Source organism: Neobacillus sp. NPDC058068 (genome assembly GCF_042885335.1).
Taxonomy (GTDB): domain Bacteria; phylum Bacillota; class Bacilli; order Bacillales; family Cytobacillaceae; genus Neobacillus.
This window is the reverse complement of sequence record NZ_JBHVSI010000003.1, coordinates 199,751-224,174: the sequence shown is the minus strand read 5'-3', so window position 1 is coordinate 224,174 and position 24,424 is coordinate 199,751. Positions and strand designations below refer to the sequence as shown.

The following is a 24,424-nucleotide window of genomic DNA, read 5'->3' as shown; positions in this document are numbered from 1 at the left end:
CTTCATTTCATCAATTTCAGCAACAGCCTTATTAAAACCGTCCTCATAGGCCCCTTTTACCAGTGAATTAGCTGAATATACATTAGGAACTTCTTCGGTTGCCCCGTTCTTGCCTGCAGTGTATCCTGAATCAAAGGCAGCACTTTTTTCTGTTTCTAACTTTTGCCTTCCCTCTTCTAGACCCTTTTGGTATCCAGCCAAATAACCACTCGTATAAGCTTCCGTCCCAATAGCCGACGAATTTTCATTACTTCCTTTATAACCTGCCGTAGTACCTGCAGCATACCCGTCCTTTTCTCCTTTTACTTTTTCCTGTTGCGCTATTTGTTCTTGGCTAGGACCAGCGGGCTTAGCTGCCGGAACGGTTTGAGTAGTCCCACCTGATGAACCAACTTTTGTGGAACTGCCTCCAGAACTTGATCCTCCATTATGATAATGATAGCCCGTACAAAGCCCCTTCGCTTTGGACTTCTCACTACAATTATGTCCGCCATTTGAATCAGTTCTGCCTGAATGGGCATCCACAGAACTACCTAGTGCAAGCGTGAACATTATAAATAAAAATATAACTTTTTCCCTCACCTAATATCCCCCAATCAATTCCTATTATCCTATATTTTTACACACTTTTAAACTTAGATACAATACTTAACGTGAAAATATAATCATTTTAGGTTGGGAATCATTGATGAGAAGGAGTTTGGATAGGCCCCTTGTCCCACTAAAAGGTATTCATTTATAAAGAATCGGGACGAGTTTACAGTAAATTCGTCCCATTAGGCGATGACAGGCACTTAATCTTGGAGTATAATATTTCGAGGCACTAATTAAAGGGCAAAGTCACTGAAAAGTGATGACGCAAAGCTATAGGGGCTTCCGTTCATTTGACAAAGCCAGCCAGCTGCCATCAATAAGAAAAAGGAGAATCATTGATGTCAAAAAAAAATTGGCTTACACCAGAAGAAGTAATTTATCAAAAAAAGAGGAAAAAAGGCATTCTATATGGATCAATCATGATTGCCACTGTCATCCTTAGTACCTTCGTGACAATTCTAGTTAACAAAATATCTTAAAAGAGGGACAGGCCCCTATTCCCTAACCGGGAGGGGGCCCTAGTCCCTTTACTTTGTCGCAAGTCCATTTAAATCAATAAATGGTGTTGCTCCGCCTGTGACGCTTGGCAAGCGGCCATCCCATTTTTCCAATGCCTTTTCTTGGACCTCAATTTGTTTTAATTGGATTAATTCCGCAGTTACTTCTTGCTTTTTCAATCTTAATGCCTCTGCTTCCGCACCTGCTTGAGCGATTTTCTGCTCTGCTTCAATTTTAATTCTTTCTAAGTCTCTTTGCGCCCGTAAAGCATTTTGTTCAGCAGTTTGTTTGGATTCAATCGCTTTATTGAATTCTTCGCTAAAAGCAAATTCTTTAATATTGATATCTTCTAGAATCATATAATATTTTGTTAATTTTTTTCCGAGCATTTCCTTCACTTTCGCAGAAACTTCCGGACGTTTGGAAATTAATTCTTCTGCCGTGTACTGTGCTGTTACCGCTTTAAGTGATTCGGCAATCGCCGGTTCAACAATTCGGGAACGATAGTCCAATCCGATTTCTTGATAGAGCTTATTCACCACTCCCGGATCGACAGAAAAATTTACTGCGACATTTGTTGTAACTATTTGGAGATCCTTTGAAGCAGCTGTCTGGGAACTTTCTTCCTTTTGTACCCGGACTTCAATCAGTTGAACGGTTTGGATAAACGGTATCTTAAAATGAAACCCTTCCGTTAATATCGTCGGCTTTACGGCCCCTAATTGCAAAAGAACCCCTCTATTTCCTGAAGCCACAGTTGTAACCGAAGCAAAGACTACCACTAATATAACAATGGCAATGAGTACGCTTATAATTGATTTCATATACCTCATTCAGAATCCCTCCCCTTAAACCTTATGAAAGTGGCTCGGTCTTTATGCCGAGGGCCGGGACCTTCCTTTTTTTACAAAAGCATGGTAAATTTGTAATGAGTATATTGTTGGGTAAAGGAGAGATTAGTAGATGAGTGATTTACAAACAAAGCTGGGTGGGGGGCTGAATATGCTTCAGGATTCTCTGCAGCAGGGGAAACAAAAACTTCAAGTCGCCCAAGAAATCAGCCAATATCGAAAGCTAGTTCAAGAGAATTCTGAAAGACGTGCCGATCTTTTGCTTAAGCTTGGCGAGGATACATACCGAAGGATTCGCACCGGTGACGTACAGGACCCGCAGCTGCGGGAATATGTTCTAAAAATTGCGGAATTGGACCGAGGGATTTTTCAAACACAAAAAGCTTTAGAACAGTTAAATAGGAAATCAGATACATGGGCCTGCTCGAACTGTGGAACTCAAATCGGGGCGAATGATAAATTTTGCGGATCATGCGGTCAAATACAGGAACCAATCGCAATCGGAAATGATACAGAGGAAACGGCAGTCTGCCCAACCTGCGAGGAACAAGTTCCGGCACAAGCAAAATTCTGCGCTTGCTGCGGCAGCCGTATGGTTTTGTAAGGGGGCATGAAGATGTATTGTAAAAACTGCGGTGCGGAGAATCCCGCAACAGCAAATTATTGCGTTCAAGACAGCACACCTTTAAAAAGCAATCCCGTGAAATATCGCTTAAAGGAACAAAAGACAGCCTTCTGCTCCAACTGCGGGGCAAAAACAATTAATCATTTTAACTACTGCACAGATTGTGGCGCCAGCAGTGCACAATACAGTAAGGATAAAGGGTTTGCTGTACCAAAGGAAATAACCCAGTTAACGTCCGTATTTCCCAAGAAGCTGCCAAGCTTCCAGCTTACCCATCTTACAAAAGCGCTTGTACCGGCACTACTAGCAATCATCGTTATTTTTGCCTTATCCTTTTCGGTTATGAAATCATCAGAGAAGCTTTATAACAGTTTATTTAGTGATAGTTTGAAGGAGTATAATGTCGGAAGCCTAGATGCTCTTATCTACGAAATTGAAAGCGAAACAGATTCAAAGCTTCCAAAGGTCGGCAAGCTTTATGGCATTTCAGATATTGTGATGATGACGAATCTTCAGAATCCAGTCGTGTCAGTTAATATAAAGGGAAGCATTTATGGGGATAGCGGTAATGCGACGGCCAAAGCAGAAGCAAAGAATGGCTTCTTAATATATTTGCTGATTCCATTTCTGGGATTATTTGCTGCCGGCATTTTCGCAGCCCGGAGAAACCGCAGTTCAACTCTGGCGGACCATGTAGTCAATGCGCTCGGAATTGCTGTACTTTATGCGCTATTTATGGCTGTGTTTTCACTATTCGCCGGTTTTTCCTACAATTTCGATTTAAATAAAAGAGATGTCAATATGGCGTTAGATATGAATACGAATTATTCATTTTTTAAAACCTTAATGATGACGCTGCTATTTGGATTCCTTTTCAGCGGGCTTGGCAGTCTATTTGCAACCAGCTTTCGAAAGGTCACTGGGCACTTGTCTGAGTGGACACCTTCCGGCGAAGCAATCCATCAAGCGATTGCAGTTCCCTTTCGCGGGATTTTCCTTTTTACTATTGGTCTATTTATCTATTTTTCCAGCAAAATAGCTGATTTCAATGATGAGTTCGGGCACTATTTTTTCAATACGCCGCTGGAAAAAATAATCGATAAAAGCTATGTATTTATTACAACTATTTCTGTCCAGCTTGGAAGCTATCTTTGGAATCTGCTTCACCTTGCACCGCTGACATTATTTGTTAACAAAGACAGTGAGGAAGGGGCCTTATCCTACGGAATTTTCTCTGGGGTTGATGCCACAGGAGCGGCCAACGACGGCTCGACCGTTTTTGATCTGGAGAGGGCGCTGTCCCAAGCCGATTTGGATATGTATTTAAAGTTTGCCTTGCTCATACCAATTGCACTTTTTATCTGGGCTGGCTTCAAAATTGCTTTAAAACCTAATTTACTCAAGAATCTGGTCATCTTTAGTGTCATCTATGCCGTCATCATGACTGGACTGGCCGCATTCACCGATATAGGGATTTCAGTAAATGGGAGCGGACCTAAGTTTTCCGATACGATAAAATTTGCGATGGAGCTTGGCTTTGGGCCGGCAGCAACGTTCATTAGGAGTCTGCTCCTATCCTTTGTATTTGCCTTTCTTGGGACATTGATTCATAAGTTAAAAGCCGAAGGAAAAAGGGGATAACAGTCATGGCAGCCTGTCGAAATTGCGGCAATACAATTTCACCGCAGCAAGCATTTTGCAATCATTGCGGGGAAAAAAATAATTCGGGGACCCCGTCAAGGGCAGTACTGAATCCCCGCTTTACCTTATCAGCCCCAATCAAATGGGTGATTGCTGCTGTTTTGGTTTTGGCAGTTGGTTTGTTTGCCGCCCATACCTTTTTGTCTAATTATTACAAGCCTGAAAAAACAGTCGAACGCTTCGAAAAGCTGGTCATTGGAAAGGATTATGACGGCTTAAGGAAAGTTCTGAAGCTGGAGGGCACAAATTTCAATTTGTCTAAGGATGAGCTGAAGGGATTTACGGCTTTTTTAACAAAAGACCATGATTTTAAAAAGATTGTAGGCGAACTTCAGCAGGAAGCAGCAGATATTAACCATGATAAACGGCTGGACCCGATCACAGATGATGATGATAACCAATTGTTCATGCTCGCGGAAGGGCCGAAAAAGTTTTTCCTTTATCAGCAATACTATATTAAGGCTTATTCGTTTACAGTAATGGCCGGCAGCAGCCTTGAGAACACAAAGGTTGTTTATAACGGAAAAAGCAAGATCCTTAAAAAACCGGATGAAGAATTGGAAATTGCCAAAGTCCTGCCAGGAAGCCTCACTCTAAAGGCTGTATATAACGGTGAGTATGTTAATCTGGAGAAGGAAACAAAGGTTGACTTCACGAAGGCAAGTAATAATGTTGTTCTCACTAGACTCGAGCTTGGAGGCAATTATGTTACCCTATACTCAAATGGGGATGACGCCGATATTTATGCTAATGGCAAAAAGACCAGACTAAAAAGCGGGGATTCGTTCGGACCGGTGCCGACAGACGGGTCGGTCGAACTATACGCTGTTGTGAATTGGAACGGTGCACCAATCAAAAGCATGGTGGTAAAAATTGACCGTGAAGGCGAAGTAAATCTTCCGTTTAAGGAAATTGCCGATGAGCAGGCAAAGATAGAAGCAAGGGAACGGGTAATGAACGCTTTAGCCTCTTACCCGGGGTCTACACCAAAGGAGCAAATGCATTATTTTATGGATCATTTCCTTTCACTATCCGTTGCTGCCTATAACAACAGGGACTTTTCAGTGGTCTCCTCTTACATTGCACCCGATGGTCCGGAAAATAAAGAGATGAATGATTATATTAACGTCTTAGCGAAAAAAGGGATTACCGAGTCATTTCTGGGTGTTGAAATCCTTGACATGCAAACGACCGATAAGGGCTTTAAAGTAAAAACGCGCGAGGAATACGATATATACTATGCTGACGGAACCGCCAAACGAAAAACATTCGAATCCAATTACACCCTGGTCGCAACCGAATTCGGCCTCCAAGAATACAAACTTGAAAATACAACCACCATCAATGAAACCGACATCCGTGACTACGACTACGGCGAGGGAGATTACTAGGGGGACAGGCTCCTTGCCCCAAAATCTGGGGGTGTATTTTTTGAATATAAGTAGTAATCGAGGATTTGTCTTTTTACTAAAGGTTTTTCTTACTATTACAGTGGAAGCATTGATTGCGTATATCATCTATTGGTTTTTAATTCAGAGAGGATTTGTTTATACGTTTCGTGTTGCCGGTAGTACGGATTATTTGTCATACAAATTTGTATTGCTATTTTGTTCCGCACTGTTTTCCGCGGTAACTGTAGGTGTGTTTAAAGAGAAAGATAACGGAGAAGTTCAAACCATTCCCCGTTTTTTTCTATCTTATCTTAAGCATCCGATTAGCCTGGGATCTATTCTGGTATTCTTGTTTAGTTTTTTGTGTCTTTAAATGGGACGATGTCCCCACGTCCCATTTCAGGCACAGAAATTTCATGAGGCAATACGAAGGATAAGAATTCCTACAAAGGCCATCGAAAGTCCGGTTATTTCCCGTTTGTTCCAATGTTCCTTCAAATAAAAGCGCGCATATAAAATGACGAACGCGACGTTCATCGCAACAATGGCAGAAACAATTCCCGTAATCCCATCGCGGAAGGCGGGAAAGATTAAGAGCATTCCCGCAGCATTTGTAATCCCTACGATCATGCCCCACCCTAGAGTTCGTTTCATTGTCCAGTTATTGGGTAACTCCGCCTCATTAGGTGACGCCGCTTTTTTTGCCTTGTTTATCGCCCATGAAATCCCGAACAAGACACTGCCGGTTGCAAACATGACGGTTAAAACAGGGAGGGGGCCAGCTCCGGACAGAGTCGCCTGTTTCACCGACACATCGGTAAATCCGAAGAAAAGCATGGTTAAGACACCCCATTGAACCCCTTTTAACTGGTTGATCTTCAAATCCTGTGAGTACTTGATCAGAATCAGGCCACTCAAGACTATGAAGAATGCCGTGAATTGCCAAGCGGTTAATTCTTCACGCCACAGGACGAAGGCTACAATCATGACAACGAGCGGCGGCAATCCTGTAAATAAGGCAACAATGGAGGCCTTGCCGACAGCATAGCCCTTATACATTGAAGCGTTTGCAATAAACGAAAATAAACCCATCAAGATTCCGAACAATGCCCATGTTGACCACGATTGCTGAACGAATAGATTACCAGCCAAAGTGATAAAGGTACCGGATAAATAGACGCCCAACAGCAGAAGATTGCGATCAATCGGTCGCTGTGACGTCCAATGATAAAGAATTCCCCTTAAACCAAAGCAGCTGGCAGCGGCAACTGCAAAAACAAACCACATATCTTTCTCTCCTAATCTCTAAAAATATCCTTTAATGGAAAAGCAATGGTTTCTAAACAGTTAGTATACCATATGGAATTCCGGTGGAGATACCGTGTATATCTGTTATTGGTGCCATTCGCCACTCCCAATCTCCCTCTTTTCAAGAGTTATTCTAGGTATTCTTCCTTTTTACAACGATGATTCCTTCCATATTTTCAGTAAAAAACGACTATCAAAGTTTGATAGTCGTTTTCTTTTACAAGGCTATAACAGGTAAGTTTTTCAATCTACAAAAACCTATTGTTTCTTTTTCTGCCCCGGCGGCATGTTTTTAACATGGATTGGATATTCCGCTTTCAGGCCGTGATAGGAAACCGTGATAGTGGTTTTTCCCTTATTACCGGCTTGAATGGAACCATCCTCGCCGACTGCTAAAATCGCTACATCCTTGCTTGCATACTCAACATCGGCAGCGAGTGTTTTGACAGAACCGTCAGCATAAACTCCCTTTACGACAAGCTGTGCTGATTCCCCTTCTCTTATGGAATCGGGCCCCTCCACCTTAATCGAAATAGGGTTTGCCGCAAGTGCTCCAACATAACTTTGCCCTGTCCCCGCCTTATTTAGTCCGCTTTTCGGAGCTAAACGGAGGAAATCGCCAAATTGAATTGTGCCGTTTTTAGAGCGGGCAAACGCCGCCGGTACTTGCAGGCTGACAAAATCCTTCTCTGTCACCACAGTTCCCTTACTGTTCACCGATTTTGTTCCGTCATAGAAGAAGTTCGTTTCATCGACTACGCCGGAAATAAAATCAGACACCGCACCCGACTTCGTTCTAAAGGAAAGGTTATTTTTAAAAATACCTTGTTCTTGAGCCGTGAAGTATGGGTTGATGCGGAACACATAGTTAAAGCGTTTATTATCAAAAGAAGTGTTGTTTTCGACAATCATTTTTCCTGGATTGAAATTATCGGTAAAACCGTCCATATTATTGTCAAAAGAAAGATTGTTGCGAACGATATGGGCGACTGGAAGACCCTCACCGCCAAGTTTAAACCCGTTACCCATATTGCCATCTTTGTTATAGCCATTGCTCAGCTTTCCGTTAGAATAAGCAATATTTCCATCTAGTGTTATCGGCTTATTGGCGCCCTCATTTGTCCGGTTGTACAAATCCCAGCCGTCGTCAATATTGTGATGGGCGATATTGCCTTTAAACACATTACCTTCACCGACCCCTAATTTCGCAGCAAAGCCGTCGGCATCTTCATCACGGGGGTCGCGATTATCATGTGATTCACAGTTAAGGATCAGATTGTACTTCGGCCATAAATCAGGGTTGGTGCCGCTTCCTGTAATTTGCAGACCGGTATCGCCATTATAGTTGAAGAGCATTTGCTCGACCACATTGTGATCGCCGCTCACCCTCATCCCATTCGCTGTGGCGCCCGTTACATGGAATCCCGCCACATGCCAGTAATCCCCGTTCAGCTGAATTACATTTGTAAGCTTGTCCTGCCCATCAATGGTTACTTTTTCACCATTATAGGCAGCAAGGGTTTTCAGTTTATCCTTTTCACCGCTATACTCTTTTTTAATGTTTAACATTGCAGAAGGCGTATACGTTCCTTCGCGCATAAAAATCGTTTCTCCAGGAAGAACGTACTTGATCGCTGTTTCTAAATCCATAGGGTCAGCGATGGTCCCTTTTGCAGCGCTTGTTCCCTTTGGTGAAACAAACAGCCCTGCCCCTTTGTTAAAAATCTTTTTCGTGACCTGGATCGTTTTTGTAATTGAAGCTGTCGACAGCGCGTCTTTTGGCGTATACACAACGGTAAAATCAGTTGTATCGTTGTCCAATTTGGCTGCGAAGGAATACACTTCGTTTTTTACAACAGCCGCATTGCTGACGACCTCTTTCCCGTCTTTCGCTATAGCAATGGTACCGTCATAGTTAGCCAGTGCTTTTAGATTGTAATCGGCAGAGCCGGTCTCCGGTGCGGAAACAATGTTCATCACTGCATTTTCTTTTGCAGGCGGTGTCGGCGCAGTTGGAACCGTATGCGCATCGCTTACCGTCAGGCTTGCATTCGTGACCGTCATTTTTGCATTTCTTGCTGCATAAAAACCGACATACATGTGGTCGGGATCAAGCACCTGAACCAAATCCGCCCCCTTCACCCGCTGTTCAAACGTCTTTTTTTCCGACGAATGTGTGAAGGTTGTTGACATGATGAATTCCGTATCGGTTCGTTCTAATTTGACCCTTACAGGTATGCCGATTGGCAGCGTATATGCCGGATCGGTTGTAAATCCGGTTGCTTTTAATTGACTGCCTAAGTTCCCCCAAGGATAGACCACACCTGTTCGATAAATGGGACTGATGCCATGGCGCATCATCCCGACGCCAAAAATATTCGAAGCCGCCGGAACCTCTTCATAGCCTAGAATCATCGGATCCTGGCGCGGAGCAGCGATGGCGTCTCTGACCATGATGCCGGCACTTTCCTGACCGTTGGGTGCAGCGCCAGTTTCAGGTCCAAATTGTTCAATCGTGAGGTCGGCCTCAAGAACAAAGTTATCGGTTTTTGCATTAAGCTTTGTATAATAGAAGGTTAATCCATCATGGCCCGGCGCCAATTTTCCGCCGCGGCTTTCTAATGTAATTGCACCGTCAATCGTCCCCGGCACTTCCGGCTTTGCATAATTGGTGCCAATTTTTCCTGGCAAGACATTCGCGGAAAAATTCAAATCCGTTGACTGACCGAAGGAAATCGTTTCCCATTTTAATTGAGAGGTGTCCCTGTTCTGCTTCGTTCCTTCATCAGCAAATGCCATCCCAGGAACCGTATTCACCACCATGACCAAAGATAGAAGCATCACCCATAATTTAGTAAGCGCTTTCAATTTACCAACTCCTTAAAATTAATAGTCTTAAAAAGTATAGGCTATCTCTGGTGAATTATTAACTCAAAATCTTTGGAATATTGTTTGAATTATTTGGCTAAATGGAGGTTTTAAAACTAAAAACTAAGGACGACTAAAAAAGTAAGATAAATGCCCCTTTCGCTGCGATAATGAAAGGGGCTCTTTTGTGGTGCCTCAGGAAAGGAAATATTTGTCGAATCTTTAATTTGAAAAAAGAACATTATTCCCCGGAAAATGATTCAATTCTACCTAACATACCATTTTGTGTCGTATTTTAGTACGGGGACAAGGAGCCTCCCCTCGTCCCTTTTAATCTCGGAAGCTATATTTCCTTCTTTGAAACAGGTAAAAACAGTTTAATCCCTCGTTTATTAAATGGTAAGATTTTAAGATCTGCTATCAAATGACTAATGTATCCGGCAAGGCAGCTATAGAAAACACCGTCAATTCCGAGGGACGCTTCTAATTTGGAAGCGATAATCCCGAAGAAAATGACGCCCAATAAAGAATGGGTATAGCTGCGGTGTGATACAAAGGATGCGATTAAAATATATATCCCAAGGAGAAGCAGCCATAGTTCTTGTAAGGAGACCCCCCCTACAAGTACACCGACTCCAGTGATCGTTAGCATATGTTTTTGCTTTATCATCGACGATACAACCATCAAAGCCAATCCAATGCCGATCCCAAACCATTTCTCTCTAACGCCGCCCTCATAAAAACTATAAGCGATCATCAAAGCCCCAATGAGCTGGGCAACGGTCCGAATTGCCTCATGAGATATGGTGATTTTGCCGCGAAGACTCCCATCAATGTCAAGGTCAGGGATTAGACCAGATACTCCTCCTAATCCGACTAATAAGAGTGTCGTAGAGGGAGGAGCTTGAAAAGTATTTGCAACGATAAATCCTGTCGCCGCTCCTATTGCTACATGTGCTGTCCCATTCAATTGTATTTCCACCTTTAATTTAATTGTTGCGGTTATTTCACAAAACACCACACTTTGTTTATTTTACACCAAAACATTTGTTCTGTTTAGTGGGAATTTAAAATAATTTTACTAAACAAAGTGAAGACCATTACTGATTTACTCGCTACTTACTTCTTTTCACCTATGTCATTCGCCTTATTTAATTCCGAATATTCTTAACATAATATTAATAATAGATTAACATTCTTACAATATTATGGAATTAACGTCGGTAATTGGAATGATGCTCACAATTTAACGATGTTACTAAAATTTTGGGAGGTACATAATGAGGAGATTTTGGAAAAAAAGAATCTTATCGGTCACCCTGTCATTTGCATTAGCAAGCAGTATCATTTCCCCAAGTCTTACATCAGCTTTGGGCAGCTTCGATGTAAACTCACCCGTAATTCAAACGCCCATCAATGAATACCGAGCTAGTCTTGCCCCGGGTGTATTGGAAAAGCACTACAGCTTTGAAGGAAAAGACGGAAAAAGGATTGAGAGTTTCGTAGTGGATGTTGATGTACATAATCCTAGTGTATCTATTGAAGCAGGTACACCCAATAACGGTACAGCGTTTGGCTTACAGCCCGTTAGACAGCAAGCCAAAGCAGCAAACGGCGACAAGCATCAAGTAGTGGCGGCTGTGAATGCCGACTTTTATAATATGGCCACAGGTGAACCACTCGGCATTGTTTACAAAAATGGACAAGCAGTGAAAGCACAGTATTCAGCATCACAAAAATTCTTCGGAATCAAAAAATCCGGTGAAGCTGTAATTGGTGATGCAGCTGTATATGAAGGAATAAAAGAACAATTACAAGAAGCGCTCGGTGGAAATGCCATCCTCGTAAAAAATGGCGCAATCTATCAAACTCCACAAACAGGAGCAGATAAAGAGCCTCGAACAGCGGTTGGGATTAAAGCAGACGGCGATGTATTTTTTGTCGTTGTCGACGGAAGACAAGAGCCTTATTCAAGCGGGATCTCCATGCCTGATTTAGCACAATTAATGATAGATTTAGGGGCAGTCAATGCACTTAACCTTGATGGCGGCGGGTCCTCTACCTTCACCACCCGCGAACTAGGCGGCGATGACCTTGAGGTAGACAATCAACCTTCTGACCGTTCAGAAAGAAGTGTTGCCAACTCTTGGCTGATTGTCTCAAAAGAGCCATCCGATCATCTTTTTGATTCGGCCCATATCGAACCATATGACCAATCCTTTACCCCAGGTTCAACGGTTGTCTTCACTGCCAAAGGAAGAGACAAATCGATGGCTTCAGCTCAATTGCCAGCCTCCGGATTAACATGGGAATTGTCTGATTCCTCCTTCGGTACCATCGATGGGAAAGGAACGTTTTTATCAAATGGGAAAACAGGTCAGTTAGAAATCATCTTAAACCATCAGGGAAATGAGGTTGGAAAAAGCATCATCGAAATTGCCCAGCCTGATGAAATGTTTTTTACCGGATCAGAGCTAACCGCAGCGAAAAATAGTAAGACCGATTTAAACCTAATTACAAAATTCCAAAAGCGAAATGTACTTTGGAACGCTCAAGATATCGAGTTTGGCATCCCGGAAGGAATGGGAACCATTGATGAATCTGGTGTGCTCCATACTGGAGACAAAACGGTATCAGGGACTATCACAGCACGCTTAAAAGGCACAAGTCTTTCAGCACAAATCAAAGTTTCTGTTGGTAAGCTGCCTGAAGTTTTATTTGATTTTGAAGCAGGGATCGGCGGCTGGAAACCATCTGTTGTCGGCCGTGGTGAAAAAGCAGCACTTAGTTTGGCGCAATATCCGGCACCAGTAAGATTTGGTAATCAGTCATTAAAACTTGATTTTGATTTAACGAGCGCACAAACCGGAACCACCCTTGGAGCCTATGCAGGGCCTGGTTCGAACATTGACATACCTGATAATCCCTCAAGCATTGGCATGTGGGTGTACGGAACACCGGAATCCCAAGGTTATTGGCTGAGAATGAACATAGTTGACGGAAACGGCAAAACGCAAACGATTAATCTCACTGGTGAAGTACCAGGGATTGATTGGACAGGCTGGAAATACATCGAGGCAGAAATACCAGTCTCCTTTACAGGTCCGTTCAAATTAGCGGGGACACAAGCAATAAGATTAATGTCGACGAAATCAGGAATTACCGGGCCGATGACAAAAGGCGCTATCTATATTGATAATATTAGAGCCGTATATGGCGAAAAAGTGGATGACTTATATCCGCCGGTGATTCAATCGATTAACGTCGACGGGAAAGATTTCACGACAAATGCGGTCAATCTGAAAGCGGACGTGAATGAATATGAAGACGATCCTTTTAAAACGGGAATTGATTGGGAAAAAATTAGAATTTTCGTAGATGGCAAGGACTACTCCAAATCAGATGGTCATTTTTCATTTGATATGGATGGATCCATCTCATTAAGCGGGCTAAAATGGGCGGATGGAACCCATCAGGTAACCCTTATGGTCCCTGATAAATTCGGAAACCAAGCCATTAAGACGGTCTATTTTACGGTAAACACTGGTTCTGCAAAGATTGAAATAGTCCAAAAACAAGAGCAAGCCTTGCTGGGTGATGTGCTTGACCTTGTAGTGAAGACTGCAAATACATCGGAAATCTCAGGCTCTACTATTAAACTGCAAGTTGATCAAAACTTCCCTGTGGAAAAGGTTACTTTTTCAAACGGGTTTAATACAAGTACCTCAGGCTATGATGCTATTACTGGAATACTAACATTGAATCTAGTGAATAGCGGCGAAACAGCGGCCGTCGCAGATGCGGCAACGATTCAGCTTCGAATCCCTGCTTCGACAAAAGAGAGCAGCAAGGTAACGTATGAAATGGCAGAAGCTAGTTTAAGTTACTCGGTGCCAAAAGAAGCTAACTTCGTTTCAACGTATTCAATGAAACCAGCAAGCGTTGAAGTAAAAGGTGCATTTAATTTAACCGCCGAGCCTATTTTAATTGGCAAGCCTGCTGTTTTGACTGTAAAAAATAGCATTAATGAAGCAATGGGTGACGTGGATATTTTCACCGTCATAGATGGAAGCACGGACCCCGTTCTCCTAGGTAAAACAGATAAAAAAGGGACTCTTCGTGTCGATGCCATCACAAATGAAGTGAAGAAAATCGCTTTATATGCTGTAAAGGATGGAAAGTATTCGTTTAAAGTGAACACCCAGACCTATCCTCCTCTTGCGGCTGCGTCAGAAATAAAAAATATTATCTCTACACCAACAGGTGATCCTTATAAAGAAAAAGCCTTCACCTGGATGTCGAGCCCATTAGCGAAAGAAAAAACTGTTATCCAATTGGCGCGAAAAAAGGATTTTGACAAAAAAGGTGAAAAGTCACTAGAAACCAGCACCGGGTCATCCAGTAACCAGGTATTTTCCGGTGAGCAAGATCCCGTGAAAAATGGAATCGTCCGCATCAATGAAGTAAGCTTAAAGAAATTACAACAAGGGACAACCTATGTGTATCGAGTTGGCGATGGAGAGAACTGGTCAGAACTGCAAGAGTTCACTACATTAAGCAGAAAGCAAAACTTTGAATTTGCTATTTTAGGTGATACGCAATCGCCAGCAGATTTAAGTGACTTTACGAAAATCCTAGGGGATCTCGACAAAAAAGACTTATCGTTCATGATCCATGTCGGCGATCTGATTGATGAATCCGCAAAATTCAAACAATGGGATGATTCATTAAAAGTCCTCAGCCAATACAAAAACATTCGTGGAACCGACCTTGTTGCGGCGCTGGGAAATCATGAATACATGGGAGATGCGAATGGTCAGCTCGCAAAAGCGATTTTTAACTCGCCAAAAAATGGACCTGAGGCAGACAAAGGCGGGACCTATTCGGTTGATTACAATAACATGCACATTAGTGTATTAGGCTACACAGATAGTACGGAGATTCTGAACAAGCAGTTGGAGTGGCTGAAGCAGGATGTTAAAAATTCCGACCAACCTTGGAAAATCCTTGTGACGCACAAACCGCCTTATTACACAAATCCGTTTGGCGGGAATGAAATCATGAAAGAAAAACTGCCGCCGGTCGTCGATGAACTAGGGATTGACATCGTGTTCTCCGGGCATGATCATTCCTATGGCAGAACGAAAAAGATAAAAGGCGGAAAAGAAGATTCAAACGGAACGGTCTACGTGGTCGCCGGGACAACCGGTAAAAAACACTATGATGCTGTTGCAGATGAAAAATTTGACTATGTCAACATGGAAAACATCGCCGTTTCCTTACAAGCCAAAGTCGATAAAGATCAAATCACCATCACAACCATTACATCAGACGGGGAAACCATTGATCAATTTACGGTTAAAAATGAAGATTATTTTAAGAAGGGAAAATAAAAGGAGAGGAAATATTTGTCGAATCTTTGATCTGAAAAATGAACAATATTCCCCGGAAAATGATTTAATTCTACCTACAATTACAATTTTGTGTCGGATTTTAGAAGTGGAAAGGCTCCTCGTCCCATTTAGGGACGAGGAGCCTTTAAACTGTGCCTAAATCCGATATATTCTTGCCTCGTATGGTCTCATTTGTAGTTCAGAATTTTGCTCTTCTTGATTATTATAATTTGTCAAAAGGAGTTCTTTTTCAAGTAATGATAGGGATTCTGGCAGTTTTATTTGTACTTGCTGTTCGGAAATATTTAGGACTACTAGCCATTTCTCATCGTCTAATTCACGAATAAATGAATAGATTTGCTGATGGTCTTCGAATAGTTCCTGGAAACTGCCATAGACCATTACTTCATTTTCTTTTCGCAGCTGAATCAATTTTTTATAGAAATAATAAACTGATTCTGGATCATTTAGGGCAGCCGCAACGTTTATTTCCTTATAGTTCGGGTTCACGTTTATCCACGGCGTTCCGTTTGTAAATCCGCCATGCGGCATATCGTTCCACTGAACAGGAGTACGTGAATTATCGCGGGAAAGATGGAGTAAACTAGCAAACACTTCTTCAGGTTCCCTGCCTTTCTCCACTTCTTCTTGATACTTATTTTTCATCGCAATATCATGATAATCCTCAATGGAGTTGAAGCGGACCCCCGTCATCCCTATTTCTTCACCTTGGTAAATGTACGGCATTCCCGGAAGCAGGTGTAAAAGGGTCGCAAAACATTTGGCCGATTCTACTCGATAAGTAGTGTCATTGCCGAACCGAGTCACCAAGCGGGTATGATCATGATTATTTAAAAACTGGGAGTTCCAGCCTTTCCCCCACAGCCCTTGATACCAGCGGCGCTGTATTTCTTTAAATCGCTCCATATCCCAATTAGCCATATAATCGCAGACTTCAAAATGAAATAATGTGTGAAGTTCCTGGCGATCTTCCCCCACATACAAAAGCCCATCCTCAGGGGTGACGAACGGAATTTCCCCGACTGTAAAAATATCGTAATGCTGCAATACTTCTTCATGCATCTCTCTCAGATAGTCATGAATCCCAGGGTTATTGCCAAGATAGGAAATATCCTCAGGGTTTTCTGCATCAGGAAAACCTTCTTGTTTGGCCAGCAGGTTAATGACATCCATCCGGAAACCATCGATACCTTTATCAAGCCAAAACTTCATGATTGAATAAATCTCTTGACGAACAATGGGGTTTTGCCAATTCAAATCCGGCTGCTCAATAGCGAAGGAATGGAAATAATACTCCTCTGTCTGCGCATCAAACTCCCATACAGATGGGGTGAAATACGAACGCCAATTATTTGGCTCTTTCCTCCAAATATAGTAGTCCCTTTTTGGATGATCCTTGGACGACTGTGCTTCTTTAAACCATGGATGTTGATCAGACGTATGGTTTACGACTAAATCCATGATGAGCTTCATCCCACGGTTATGCACTTCCTGAAGAAGCCGTTCAAAGGTTTCCATCGTCCCCGCTTTCGGCATAACCTCCCGATAATCTGCAATATCATACCCATTATCGATATCAGGTGAATCATAACAAGGATTCAGCCAAATCACATCGATACCGAGGTTTTGAATATAATCTAATTTTTGAATAACTCCTTCTAGATCCCCATATCCATCGCCGTCCGTATCATAAAAACTGCGCCAATAGACTTGATAAACCACCGAATCCTTCCACCACGTTTTTTTCACGTATAATCATTCCTTTTTAAATCGCTCTCTACACCGAACCAACACTATTTCGTTCAATCAATTGATAATCCACATAAATATTTCTTTCGCAAGAGGTACCTTCCATCAATTGTTGGAGTAATAATGCCGCTTGTTTACCCATTTCAAAAAAGTTCTGCTCAATCGTCGTTAGGCCAGGCTGGCTAAATTCACTGATTAAAATGCCGTCAAAACCCGTCACGGAAACATCTTCCGGAATCCTTAAACCTGCTTCTTTAACCGCCTTCATCACACCTAGCGCCATTAAGTCACTAAAGCAGAGGAAAGCGGTCGGTTTCCTCGTCTCCAATAGCTCCTTTGTCAGCAAATATGCTTCACTTTCAGAAAAACTAGCAGGTAAAATGCTCTCATCCTTGAGTTCAAGACCGTACTCATCCATCGCTTCCTTCACACCGGCTGTGCGTTCCACATTAACCCATGTTTCCTTTTTTCCAGCGACCACGACAATATCCCGATGATTGCGGTTTAATAAATAGCGGGCCATGTCTTTACTGGCGGCACGATTATTGATTGACACACTCCCGATAAATTCACTTTCATTGCCTGTTTTTACATCCAAAATAACGCAGGGAATGTTGGTATCTATTAATTCTTTAAAATAAGGATCATCAATACGGATTCCTGCTAACACGGCCCCGCCAATATTTCGCTCCTTGCAAAATCGGGCATAACTTTTTTGTTTCTGTTTTAATGAATCAATCAGATAGATCGCTAACTCATATTGGTTTTGTTCCACAGCGGTATAAACACCTTTGAATAATTGGAAGGAATTATTATTATCCTTCACACCACTATCAAAAAAGCCCGATGTAATCATGCCAATCGTATTTTGTTTTTTTGACGATAAATTTTTTGCGACAAGATTGGGAGAATAATTTAATTTCTTCGCCACTTCAAAAATCCGCTGTTTTGTTTTTTCACTAATATCCGGATAATTGTTAAATGCCTTTGATACAACGCCAATTGAAACACCGGCTTCTTTCGCCACATCTTTAATCGTAGCCAACGTCAAAACCCACTTCCTATTTAAACCCTTTTTCCTTAGATTATCTTTAATCTATTTTTCCCGTCAACAAATTATTGGTTAAATTCCCGCAATAATACAGATAAAACAAGCTCCTGTGTATCTTCAACCACTAAATCAGCACCCGCTTGCTTCATTTTTTCAATGGTGCCAACACCGACGGCATACATCCCGGCATCCTTAATCGCCGTAATTCCCGCCGTTGCGTCTTCAATCCCGATGCACTCTGCTGGTGTGACCGCTAATTTTTCCGCGGCCCTTAAAAAGATATCCGGTGCCGGCTTCCCTCTCTCAACCTCATCAGGATTGACAACGGTTTGAAAATAATTCGTGATTTCGAGTGAGTCCAAAATTGCCGGTGCATTCTTGCTAGCAGACGCTAATCCAATCAGAACGCCGTTCGCTTTTAACTCTTCCAACAACTCTTTTATCCCTGGAAAAATATCATCCGGCTTCATTTTAGTTAGAAGTTGAACATAGTGGTCATTTTTCGTATTGGCTAACTCAAGCTTTTCTGTCTCACTATATTGATCAGCTTTACTGCCAAGCACAAGAATTTTTTCCAAACTCTCCATGCGGCTTATGCCCTTTAATTCTTCATTAAATTCACGGTTAAAATCAATCCCGATACGATTCGCCAATTCCCTCCAGGCTAAATAATGCCATTCAGCTGTATCGGTAATCACTCCATCTAAATCAAAAATAACTGCTTTTAACATGATAGTCTCCCTTAGTTGTTATTTCACTCCGGCTGTTTGATCATTGCTCGTAATAAAATACTTGTTAAGCACGATATAAATAATAAAAATCGGAATGATGGAAATAAGCGCGCCCGCCATGATGACGTCCCATTGCGTCGCCGTTTTATATGCCTTTGCAAGTGAGTTTAACCCTTGAGTCAGCATGTATTTATCCGGGCTGGAAATGAATAGCAATGGTTTCATAAATTCATTCCATACGCCCATGAAGACAAACACCGCTTGTGTCGCAACGGCGGCCTTGGCATTCGGCAGTACAATCCTGAAAAAGGTGCCAATCTTTGATAAACCATCCATGGTTGCTGCCTCTTCCACATCTCTTGGGAAGTTAACGAAAAACTGCCGCATCATAAAAATATAGCCAATATTAATCATCGTCGTAAGAATAATGGACCAATGCGTATCCACTAACCCAAGCTTCGATACTACAATGTACAAGGGAATCATCGTCACTTGTGATGGAATCATAATTAACGCGAGCAACATACTGAACAAAACATGGCGCCCTTTAAAATCAATCCGGGCTAAGGCGTAGCCTGCCATTGTATTAAAAATAAGGTTAATGCCGGTTGTAAGCAACGCGACTAATAAGGAGTTGACAACCCAAGTCGGCAGCTGTGAAGCAAGGACCGTCTCATACCCTTTAAGGCTCCAACTTTCCGGCAAAATTGTTCCGCCCGCTGCGATTTCAGCAGTCGTTTTAAAAGAGGTCAAGATACTCCACAAGAACGGAGCAAGGGTACAGATCGAATAAATAATTAATAATGTATAGACGATAATTTTAAGTTTTTTATTATTCTTTTTCATTGTAATCACCCATTTACTTCGTCCGCTTTTAATAGTTTATTGACTATATAAGTAACGGCGAAAATAATCGTTCCGAGTACAAATGCTAAAGCCGTTGCTCTGCCCATGTCATTGCTGGTGAAGGCCAGCTGATAAATATACAGCGAGAACGTCAAAGTAGAATTTTGCGGACCCCCTGTACCGCCTGAAAGGATAAATGCCTGGTCAAAGATTTGAAAACAGCCTACTAAACCCATCGTAATGACATAAAACGATATCGGCATCAGCTGAGGGACAGTAACATGAAGGAATTTTTTAAAAGAATTGGCTCCATCTAAAGATGCTGCCTCATATAAACTGTCCGGTATATCTTGCAAACCTGACAAAAAGACAACCATGAAATGTGGAACAGTGGAAAAGATATTCATTGCCATAATAACTGTTAAAGCAAGACTTGGATTCGTTAAAAATTCAACCTTCGTGCCAAATAATTGTTCCATCATATTCGCCATTAATCCGTTATTATTAAACAGCCACATAAAAATCAGTGTCATCGCAGACGAAGAGGTTAATGTTGGAATAAACATGATCGTTAAAAAACCGCGGCTGAAATTGATTTTGCTATTTAATAACGCCGCCAATGCCATCGCAATTATCGTTTGTATCGGAACAACGACTAACACATACCGAAATGTATTGGTAAACGAAGCCCAAAACTTCGGGTCTTCAAATATTTTTCGAAAATTATCAAGACCAATAAACGTCCGTGCACCGGATAAAATATCTACTTTATAAAACATCATGAAAAACGCGTACACGACTGGAACAATTGTAAAGAAAAGAATCGCCAGTAATGCCGGCATCATAAAGGAGTAACCTTGGAAATTTAGATAGCGCTTATTACCCATCTCATTCACCTCGTGTAAAGGAGAATAGAGGGGACATACTGGATGATCCCCCCTCTATTCTTAGACCTTATTCTTGACGTGCAATTTCGTCATTTGCTTCTTTCTCTGCAGCTTTCATTGCATCTTTAACCGATTTATCACCATTTAGTGCAGCTAAGAACTGATTATCAAAGGCACCAGAAATAACAGGCAGGTTCACACCAGAAGACCACACCGTACCATAGTTTGCACCATCAATGTGTGCTTTTAACACTTTGTCCTCATCAAGTTTCATGGCGTCTGCTACGGACTGGCGAGTCGGGAATGTGCCGGAAAGCTCACTCCATTGCTTTTGCCCATCACCTGTCATGTAATTAATAAACTCTACAGCCGTTTTCTTATGTTTAGAGTCCTTTGAGATCGCATAGCCAACTGTGAATGTCATCGTTTCTTTGTTTCCATTTACAGTAGGAGCTTCTAGTGCTTCATATTTAACCGTTGGGTAATCAGTTTTCAAGGCACTTAATACCCAGTTTCCTTCGATCATCATGACTGCTTTATTCGTCCCAAAGGCAGCACCCGCCCAGTCAACGCCTAAATCAATCTTTGCATTTTTAAGATAGCCATCTTTATGTCCGTCAATAAGTGATTGTAAATAATCAAGCGCTTTTGGACTTGATGTAAAGTCTGCTTTTCCTTCAGCTGTAACTGGATCTAATCCGCTGGCAATTAATGAGCTCATGTGACGGGCCATCGATGTATCAAACACCATTGCAGCTTGATCTTTTGCCAATTTTCCTTGAAGTGTTTTAGAGAAGTTTAATAAACCTTCCCAATCGGATGGAACATCAGCCATCGTATAACCTGCCTTTTCTAATAAATCCGTATTCACATACAAGGCAAGTGTCGAATAATCTTTCGGTACCGCATATAATTTGCCCTCTTTATCTTTAAAAGAGTTTAATAGTGGCTGATAAAAGTCATCCTGATTTTTCACATCGTTTGAAATATCGGCTAACACACCGCTTTTAATAAATTTTGGTGCTGCAAATGATTCCATATAAAAGACATCTGGAGCATTTTTCGCCGCAAATCTAGCTGTTAACGCATCTTGAAAATTATCTTGAATCACTTCGATTTTCACGTTTTTACCAGTCGATTTTTCAAAGCTTTTTACAGTCGTTTCAAGACCTTTGGTTTCTGCAGGAGAAGATCCCCATACCGCTAAGGTAATCGTATCGTCTTTAGCCGTTGTTTTAGTGCTATCTCCCGAAGAACAAGCAGTAACGCCGAGTAATAATGAGGTAGCAAGTGCAAATGCAGCTATTTTTTTCATAAAAATTGACCCCCTAAAATGATTTGTTTTACTTATTTATCTTAATAATAACTTCTTCAACAAATTGATAGGATTGACCAAAGACCTCTACGACAACATGATCTTTCGTTTCAGATTTAATTGTTAGCGTATCGCCCGTGATCTCAACATGTAACGGACTACCATGCCAGTTGATTGAAAAACGCAGCTCCTGCCAATGCTTTGGCAAGCGAGGATTAATACGCAGTTTTCCGTCTAACATCCGGACACCGCCAAATCCCAGTACAACTGATTGCCAAATCCCTCCGATTGAAGCGGCATGAACACCGTGGTCGGATGTATGCATCGCCGGACCTAAGTCAATTTCAGTCGCTCTTTTAAAGAGTGAATATGCCAATTCTTCATGGCCCAAATCATTCGCTAAAATGGAGTGGGTCGATAAACTTAACGATGAATCATGCAATGTTTTCGGCTCATAGTAATCAAAGTTTGCTTGTTTAACTTCTTGATTGAATTTATTTTCCAAGAGCAGGAACAGAATCATAATATCCGCTTGCTTGGTTACTTGCATTTCATTGACTTGCGCTAAATTGTAGTCACGGAAGAGCGAGCCTACTTTTGCTTGATTTTTATATTTTTCAAGATCGATAATTTTTTTGCTTAAATACGTATCATCCTGTGGTATGACAAGGTCCTCATGCCTTGGCTGCGGCAAATAGATTTTGCCAATCTTCTCGGTCCACAATGAGAATGCTTTCTCTAAGTCTAGTGTTCTGTCTAAACTCGCGAACAATTCCGGACGATTTTCCTTCAATTCTTGATAATACTCCATCGCCAGCTTCATGTTGAAATGGGCCATATGGTTGGTAAAAGCATTATTGTCGACATGCTCTTTATACTCATCCGGGCCAACAACACAATTGATATGGTATTCTTGTTTCGGTTCGTTCCATTCTAAGCGGCTTGCCCAAAATCTCGCCGTGTCAAAAATCATTTCATAGCCATGCTTGTCCATAAATTCTTGGTCATTAGTAATCTGATAATATTGCCAGACGGCAAAGGTAATATCAGAGGTAATATGCTGTTCAATAAACCCTGACCAAATTTTTGTCTGCTCTCCGGTCACAATGTCGACGGCTCCCCAGACTGGCGTTACTTCCCCATCCGTCGGCCAAGCAGCTTCCCATGGATACATTGCCCCGTCAAAGCCATTTTCCTTTGCTTTCTTTCTAGCACCCGCCAAGCCGTGATAACGATATTTTAATAGAGACTTCGCGATTTCAGGGTTCGAATACGTAAAGAATGGCAGAATAAAAATCTCTGTATCCCAGAAGGAATGGCCTTTGTATCCTTCACCGCTGAATGCTTTTGCACCAATTCCCATTCTTTCATCATGCGCCGGTGTCATAATTGTTAAATGGTAGAGCGCAAATCGTAAGGAGAGGAGATCAAACGAATCTTCACTTTCAATATGGAAATTATTGCGATCCCATACTTTTGATTGCCATGCAGTCGTGCTTTCCGTAAATAAGGTTTCATAGCCTTTGGCGAACGCTTGACGAAGATTAGTGAGCGAGATTTCGCGTAAACGATCTAAATCGTATGGTTCGTGACCGGCTTCCTTGTCACGGCTCGTATGCACCGTTGTTAACTTTTCTACCGTTAATGAATCGTTCGGCTGCAATTCTGTTTCGAAGTGAAGCCAGACTTTACGGCGGTCCATTTCCATTATTGGTTCTTTTTCAAGTTCTTTCCCGTTTACCATAACCTTATGAACAGTATTAACAACCACATCGATTTTCGATTCCGTTGTCGTTTGAATCAGCTGAACGAAACGTTTATCGAAAATTCTCCGCTCTCCTTCATGGAAATGCTGTGCACCCGAATTCGACATTTGTGAGTTAATCCCTGAATCAAAGCTAATGACAACTGGGTGAGTTAAGGCTTCGACTTCCATTTTCATCCCGATTAAATGAAGATTTTCGAGCGAAACAAATCTTCGAAAATGAAAGCGCAGTTCCTTTCCTTGCGGCGATACCCAATCAAACGTGCGAATCAATTCAGCCGTCTTTAAATTTAACTGTTTTACATACTCTTTCGTTTCGCCAAATTCTAAACTAAAGCGCTTACCATCGAGGCGAATATCGATCCGCGTTACGTCTGCGATATTTGGCAGCTCCGTCACTTCGTTCGCATCAAACTTATTGAAAGTACCTGCTACAAAGCAATTTCTCACTTCTTTTAGATAGGGTTCTTCTGTTGTTGAACGCAGCCCCATGTATCCGTTTCCAAGATACATAATCGCTTCGCTTTTTCCTAAACTGTCTTCGGAAAAATTCACATCAGAGACAACCCAATTCTGATGCTCACCTTTTCCTAAAGAATAGTTCATCATGTTGAAATAACTCCCTTCGAAAACGTTTTAGTTTTCTGGTAAAAAAATTTAAAGATTGGTTTCACGATTGAACGAAAACGTTTTAGTTCTTGGATAAAAAAATAAATCTGTTTCCGAAAACGTTTTAGTAATCGCTACAAATTTAGTATAAAACGCTATCCTCACAATGTCAAATAATTAATTCCTGGAAGCAGTGGGGACGGTTCTTGTGCTTCCGAAGG

18 protein-coding genes and 1 riboswitch are annotated in these 24,424 nt (G+C 41.8%); of the genes, 6 read left to right on the top strand and 12 right to left on the bottom strand.

Annotation, left to right across the window (positions count from 1 at the left end):
• A partial coding sequence (locus ACFVSW_RS05270) for a YHYH domain-containing protein (RefSeq protein ID WP_387313105.1) occupies nucleotides 1–582 on the bottom strand: 582 nt, incomplete at its 3' end.
• A gap of 241 nt (nucleotides 583–823) precedes the next feature.
• Nucleotides 824–909, top strand: a riboswitch (cyclic di-GMP riboswitch).
• 23 nt (nucleotides 910–932) lie between these two features.
• On the opposite strand from ACFVSW_RS05270, the gene ACFVSW_RS05265 reads away from it, so the two are divergent.
• Nucleotides 933–1,073 (top strand): hypothetical protein, encoded by a 141-nt coding sequence (locus tag ACFVSW_RS05265; RefSeq protein ID WP_387313103.1) that lies wholly within the window; start codon nucleotides 933–935, stop codon nucleotides 1,071–1,073.
• Between the two features lie 48 nt (nucleotides 1,074–1,121).
• Here ACFVSW_RS05265 and ACFVSW_RS05260 read toward each other — a convergent pair whose 3' ends face one another.
• The gene (locus tag ACFVSW_RS05260; protein WP_387313101.1) at nucleotides 1,122–1,925 is read right to left on the bottom strand and encodes a prohibitin family protein; all 804 of its coding nucleotides are present in this window, start codon (nucleotides 1,923–1,925) and stop codon (nucleotides 1,122–1,124) included.
• 130 nt (nucleotides 1,926–2,055) lie between these two features.
• Between ACFVSW_RS05260 and ACFVSW_RS05255 the strand changes: the two genes are divergently transcribed.
• Genes ACFVSW_RS05255 through ACFVSW_RS05240 form a run of 4 tightly spaced genes read left to right on the top strand, consistent with a single transcriptional unit; the run spans nucleotide 2,056 to nucleotide 6,033 of the window.
• Nucleotides 2,056–2,547 (top strand): zinc ribbon domain-containing protein, encoded by a 492-nt coding sequence (locus ACFVSW_RS05255; RefSeq protein ID WP_387313098.1) that lies wholly within the window; start codon nucleotides 2,056–2,058, stop codon nucleotides 2,545–2,547.
• A gap of 12 nt (nucleotides 2,548–2,559) precedes the next feature.
• Complete coding sequence (locus ACFVSW_RS05250) at nucleotides 2,560–4,209, top strand: zinc ribbon domain-containing protein (RefSeq protein ID WP_387313096.1); 1,650 nt, start codon at nucleotides 2,560–2,562, stop codon at nucleotides 4,207–4,209.
• A gap of 5 nt (nucleotides 4,210–4,214) precedes the next feature.
• A complete protein-coding gene (locus ACFVSW_RS05245; RefSeq protein ID WP_387313094.1) occupies nucleotides 4,215–5,660 on the top strand; it encodes a zinc ribbon domain-containing protein in 1,446 nt (481 codons plus the stop codon).
• Between the two features lie 40 nt (nucleotides 5,661–5,700).
• Entirely contained in the window at nucleotides 5,701–6,033 is a 333-nt protein-coding gene (locus ACFVSW_RS05240) for a hypothetical protein (RefSeq protein WP_387313091.1), read from the top strand.
• Between the two features lie 41 nt (nucleotides 6,034–6,074).
• On the opposite strand, the gene ACFVSW_RS05235 is transcribed toward ACFVSW_RS05240, so the two are convergent.
• From ACFVSW_RS05235 to ACFVSW_RS05225, 3 genes are all read right to left on the bottom strand, one after another.
• A complete protein-coding gene (locus ACFVSW_RS05235) occupies nucleotides 6,075–6,947 on the bottom strand; it encodes an EamA family transporter (RefSeq protein WP_387313088.1) in 873 nt (290 codons plus the stop codon).
• A 279-nt stretch (nucleotides 6,948–7,226) separates the two neighbouring features.
• A complete protein-coding gene (locus ACFVSW_RS05230) occupies nucleotides 7,227–9,836 on the bottom strand; it encodes a right-handed parallel beta-helix repeat-containing protein (protein WP_387313086.1) in 2,610 nt (869 codons plus the stop codon).
• A gap of 343 nt (nucleotides 9,837–10,179) precedes the next feature.
• Nucleotides 10,180–10,806, bottom strand: coding sequence for a metal-dependent hydrolase (locus ACFVSW_RS05225; protein ID WP_387313083.1), 627 nt, complete (start codon nucleotides 10,804–10,806; stop codon nucleotides 10,180–10,182).
• A gap of 310 nt (nucleotides 10,807–11,116) precedes the next feature.
• Between ACFVSW_RS05225 and ACFVSW_RS05220 the strand changes: the two genes are divergently transcribed.
• Entirely contained in the window at nucleotides 11,117–15,229 is a 4,113-nt protein-coding gene (locus ACFVSW_RS05220) for a phosphodiester glycosidase family protein (RefSeq protein ID WP_387313080.1), read from the top strand.
• 156 nt (nucleotides 15,230–15,385) lie between these two features.
• Here ACFVSW_RS05220 and ACFVSW_RS05215 read toward each other — a convergent pair whose 3' ends face one another.
• The 7 genes from ACFVSW_RS05215 to ACFVSW_RS05185 form a co-directional block, all read right to left on the bottom strand.
• Entirely contained in the window at nucleotides 15,386–16,999 is a 1,614-nt protein-coding gene (locus ACFVSW_RS05215; protein ID WP_387313077.1) for a glycoside hydrolase family 13 protein, read from the bottom strand.
• Nucleotides 17,000–17,027: 28 nt separating this feature from the next.
• The gene (locus ACFVSW_RS05210) at nucleotides 17,028–18,044 is read right to left on the bottom strand and encodes a LacI family DNA-binding transcriptional regulator (protein ID WP_387313074.1); all 1,017 of its coding nucleotides are present in this window, start codon (nucleotides 18,042–18,044) and stop codon (nucleotides 17,028–17,030) included.
• A 71-nt stretch (nucleotides 18,045–18,115) separates the two neighbouring features.
• Complete coding sequence (gene pgmB, locus ACFVSW_RS05205) at nucleotides 18,116–18,781, bottom strand: beta-phosphoglucomutase (protein ID WP_387313072.1); 666 nt, start codon at nucleotides 18,779–18,781, stop codon at nucleotides 18,116–18,118.
• Between the two features lie 18 nt (nucleotides 18,782–18,799).
• Entirely contained in the window at nucleotides 18,800–19,627 is an 828-nt protein-coding gene (locus tag ACFVSW_RS05200) for a carbohydrate ABC transporter permease (RefSeq protein ID WP_387313069.1), read from the bottom strand.
• A 5-nt stretch (nucleotides 19,628–19,632) separates the two neighbouring features.
• A complete protein-coding gene (locus ACFVSW_RS05195; RefSeq protein WP_387313066.1) occupies nucleotides 19,633–20,514 on the bottom strand; it encodes a carbohydrate ABC transporter permease in 882 nt (293 codons plus the stop codon).
• Between the two features lie 67 nt (nucleotides 20,515–20,581).
• Entirely contained in the window at nucleotides 20,582–21,829 is a 1,248-nt protein-coding gene (locus ACFVSW_RS05190; RefSeq protein ID WP_387313063.1) for a sugar ABC transporter substrate-binding protein, read from the bottom strand.
• Between the two features lie 28 nt (nucleotides 21,830–21,857).
• Nucleotides 21,858–24,203: a glycoside hydrolase family 65 protein gene (locus ACFVSW_RS05185; RefSeq protein ID WP_387313060.1), complete on the bottom strand. Its 2,346-nt coding sequence runs from the start codon at nucleotides 24,201–24,203 to the stop codon at nucleotides 21,858–21,860.
• Nucleotides 24,204–24,424: the final 221 nt, after the last annotated feature.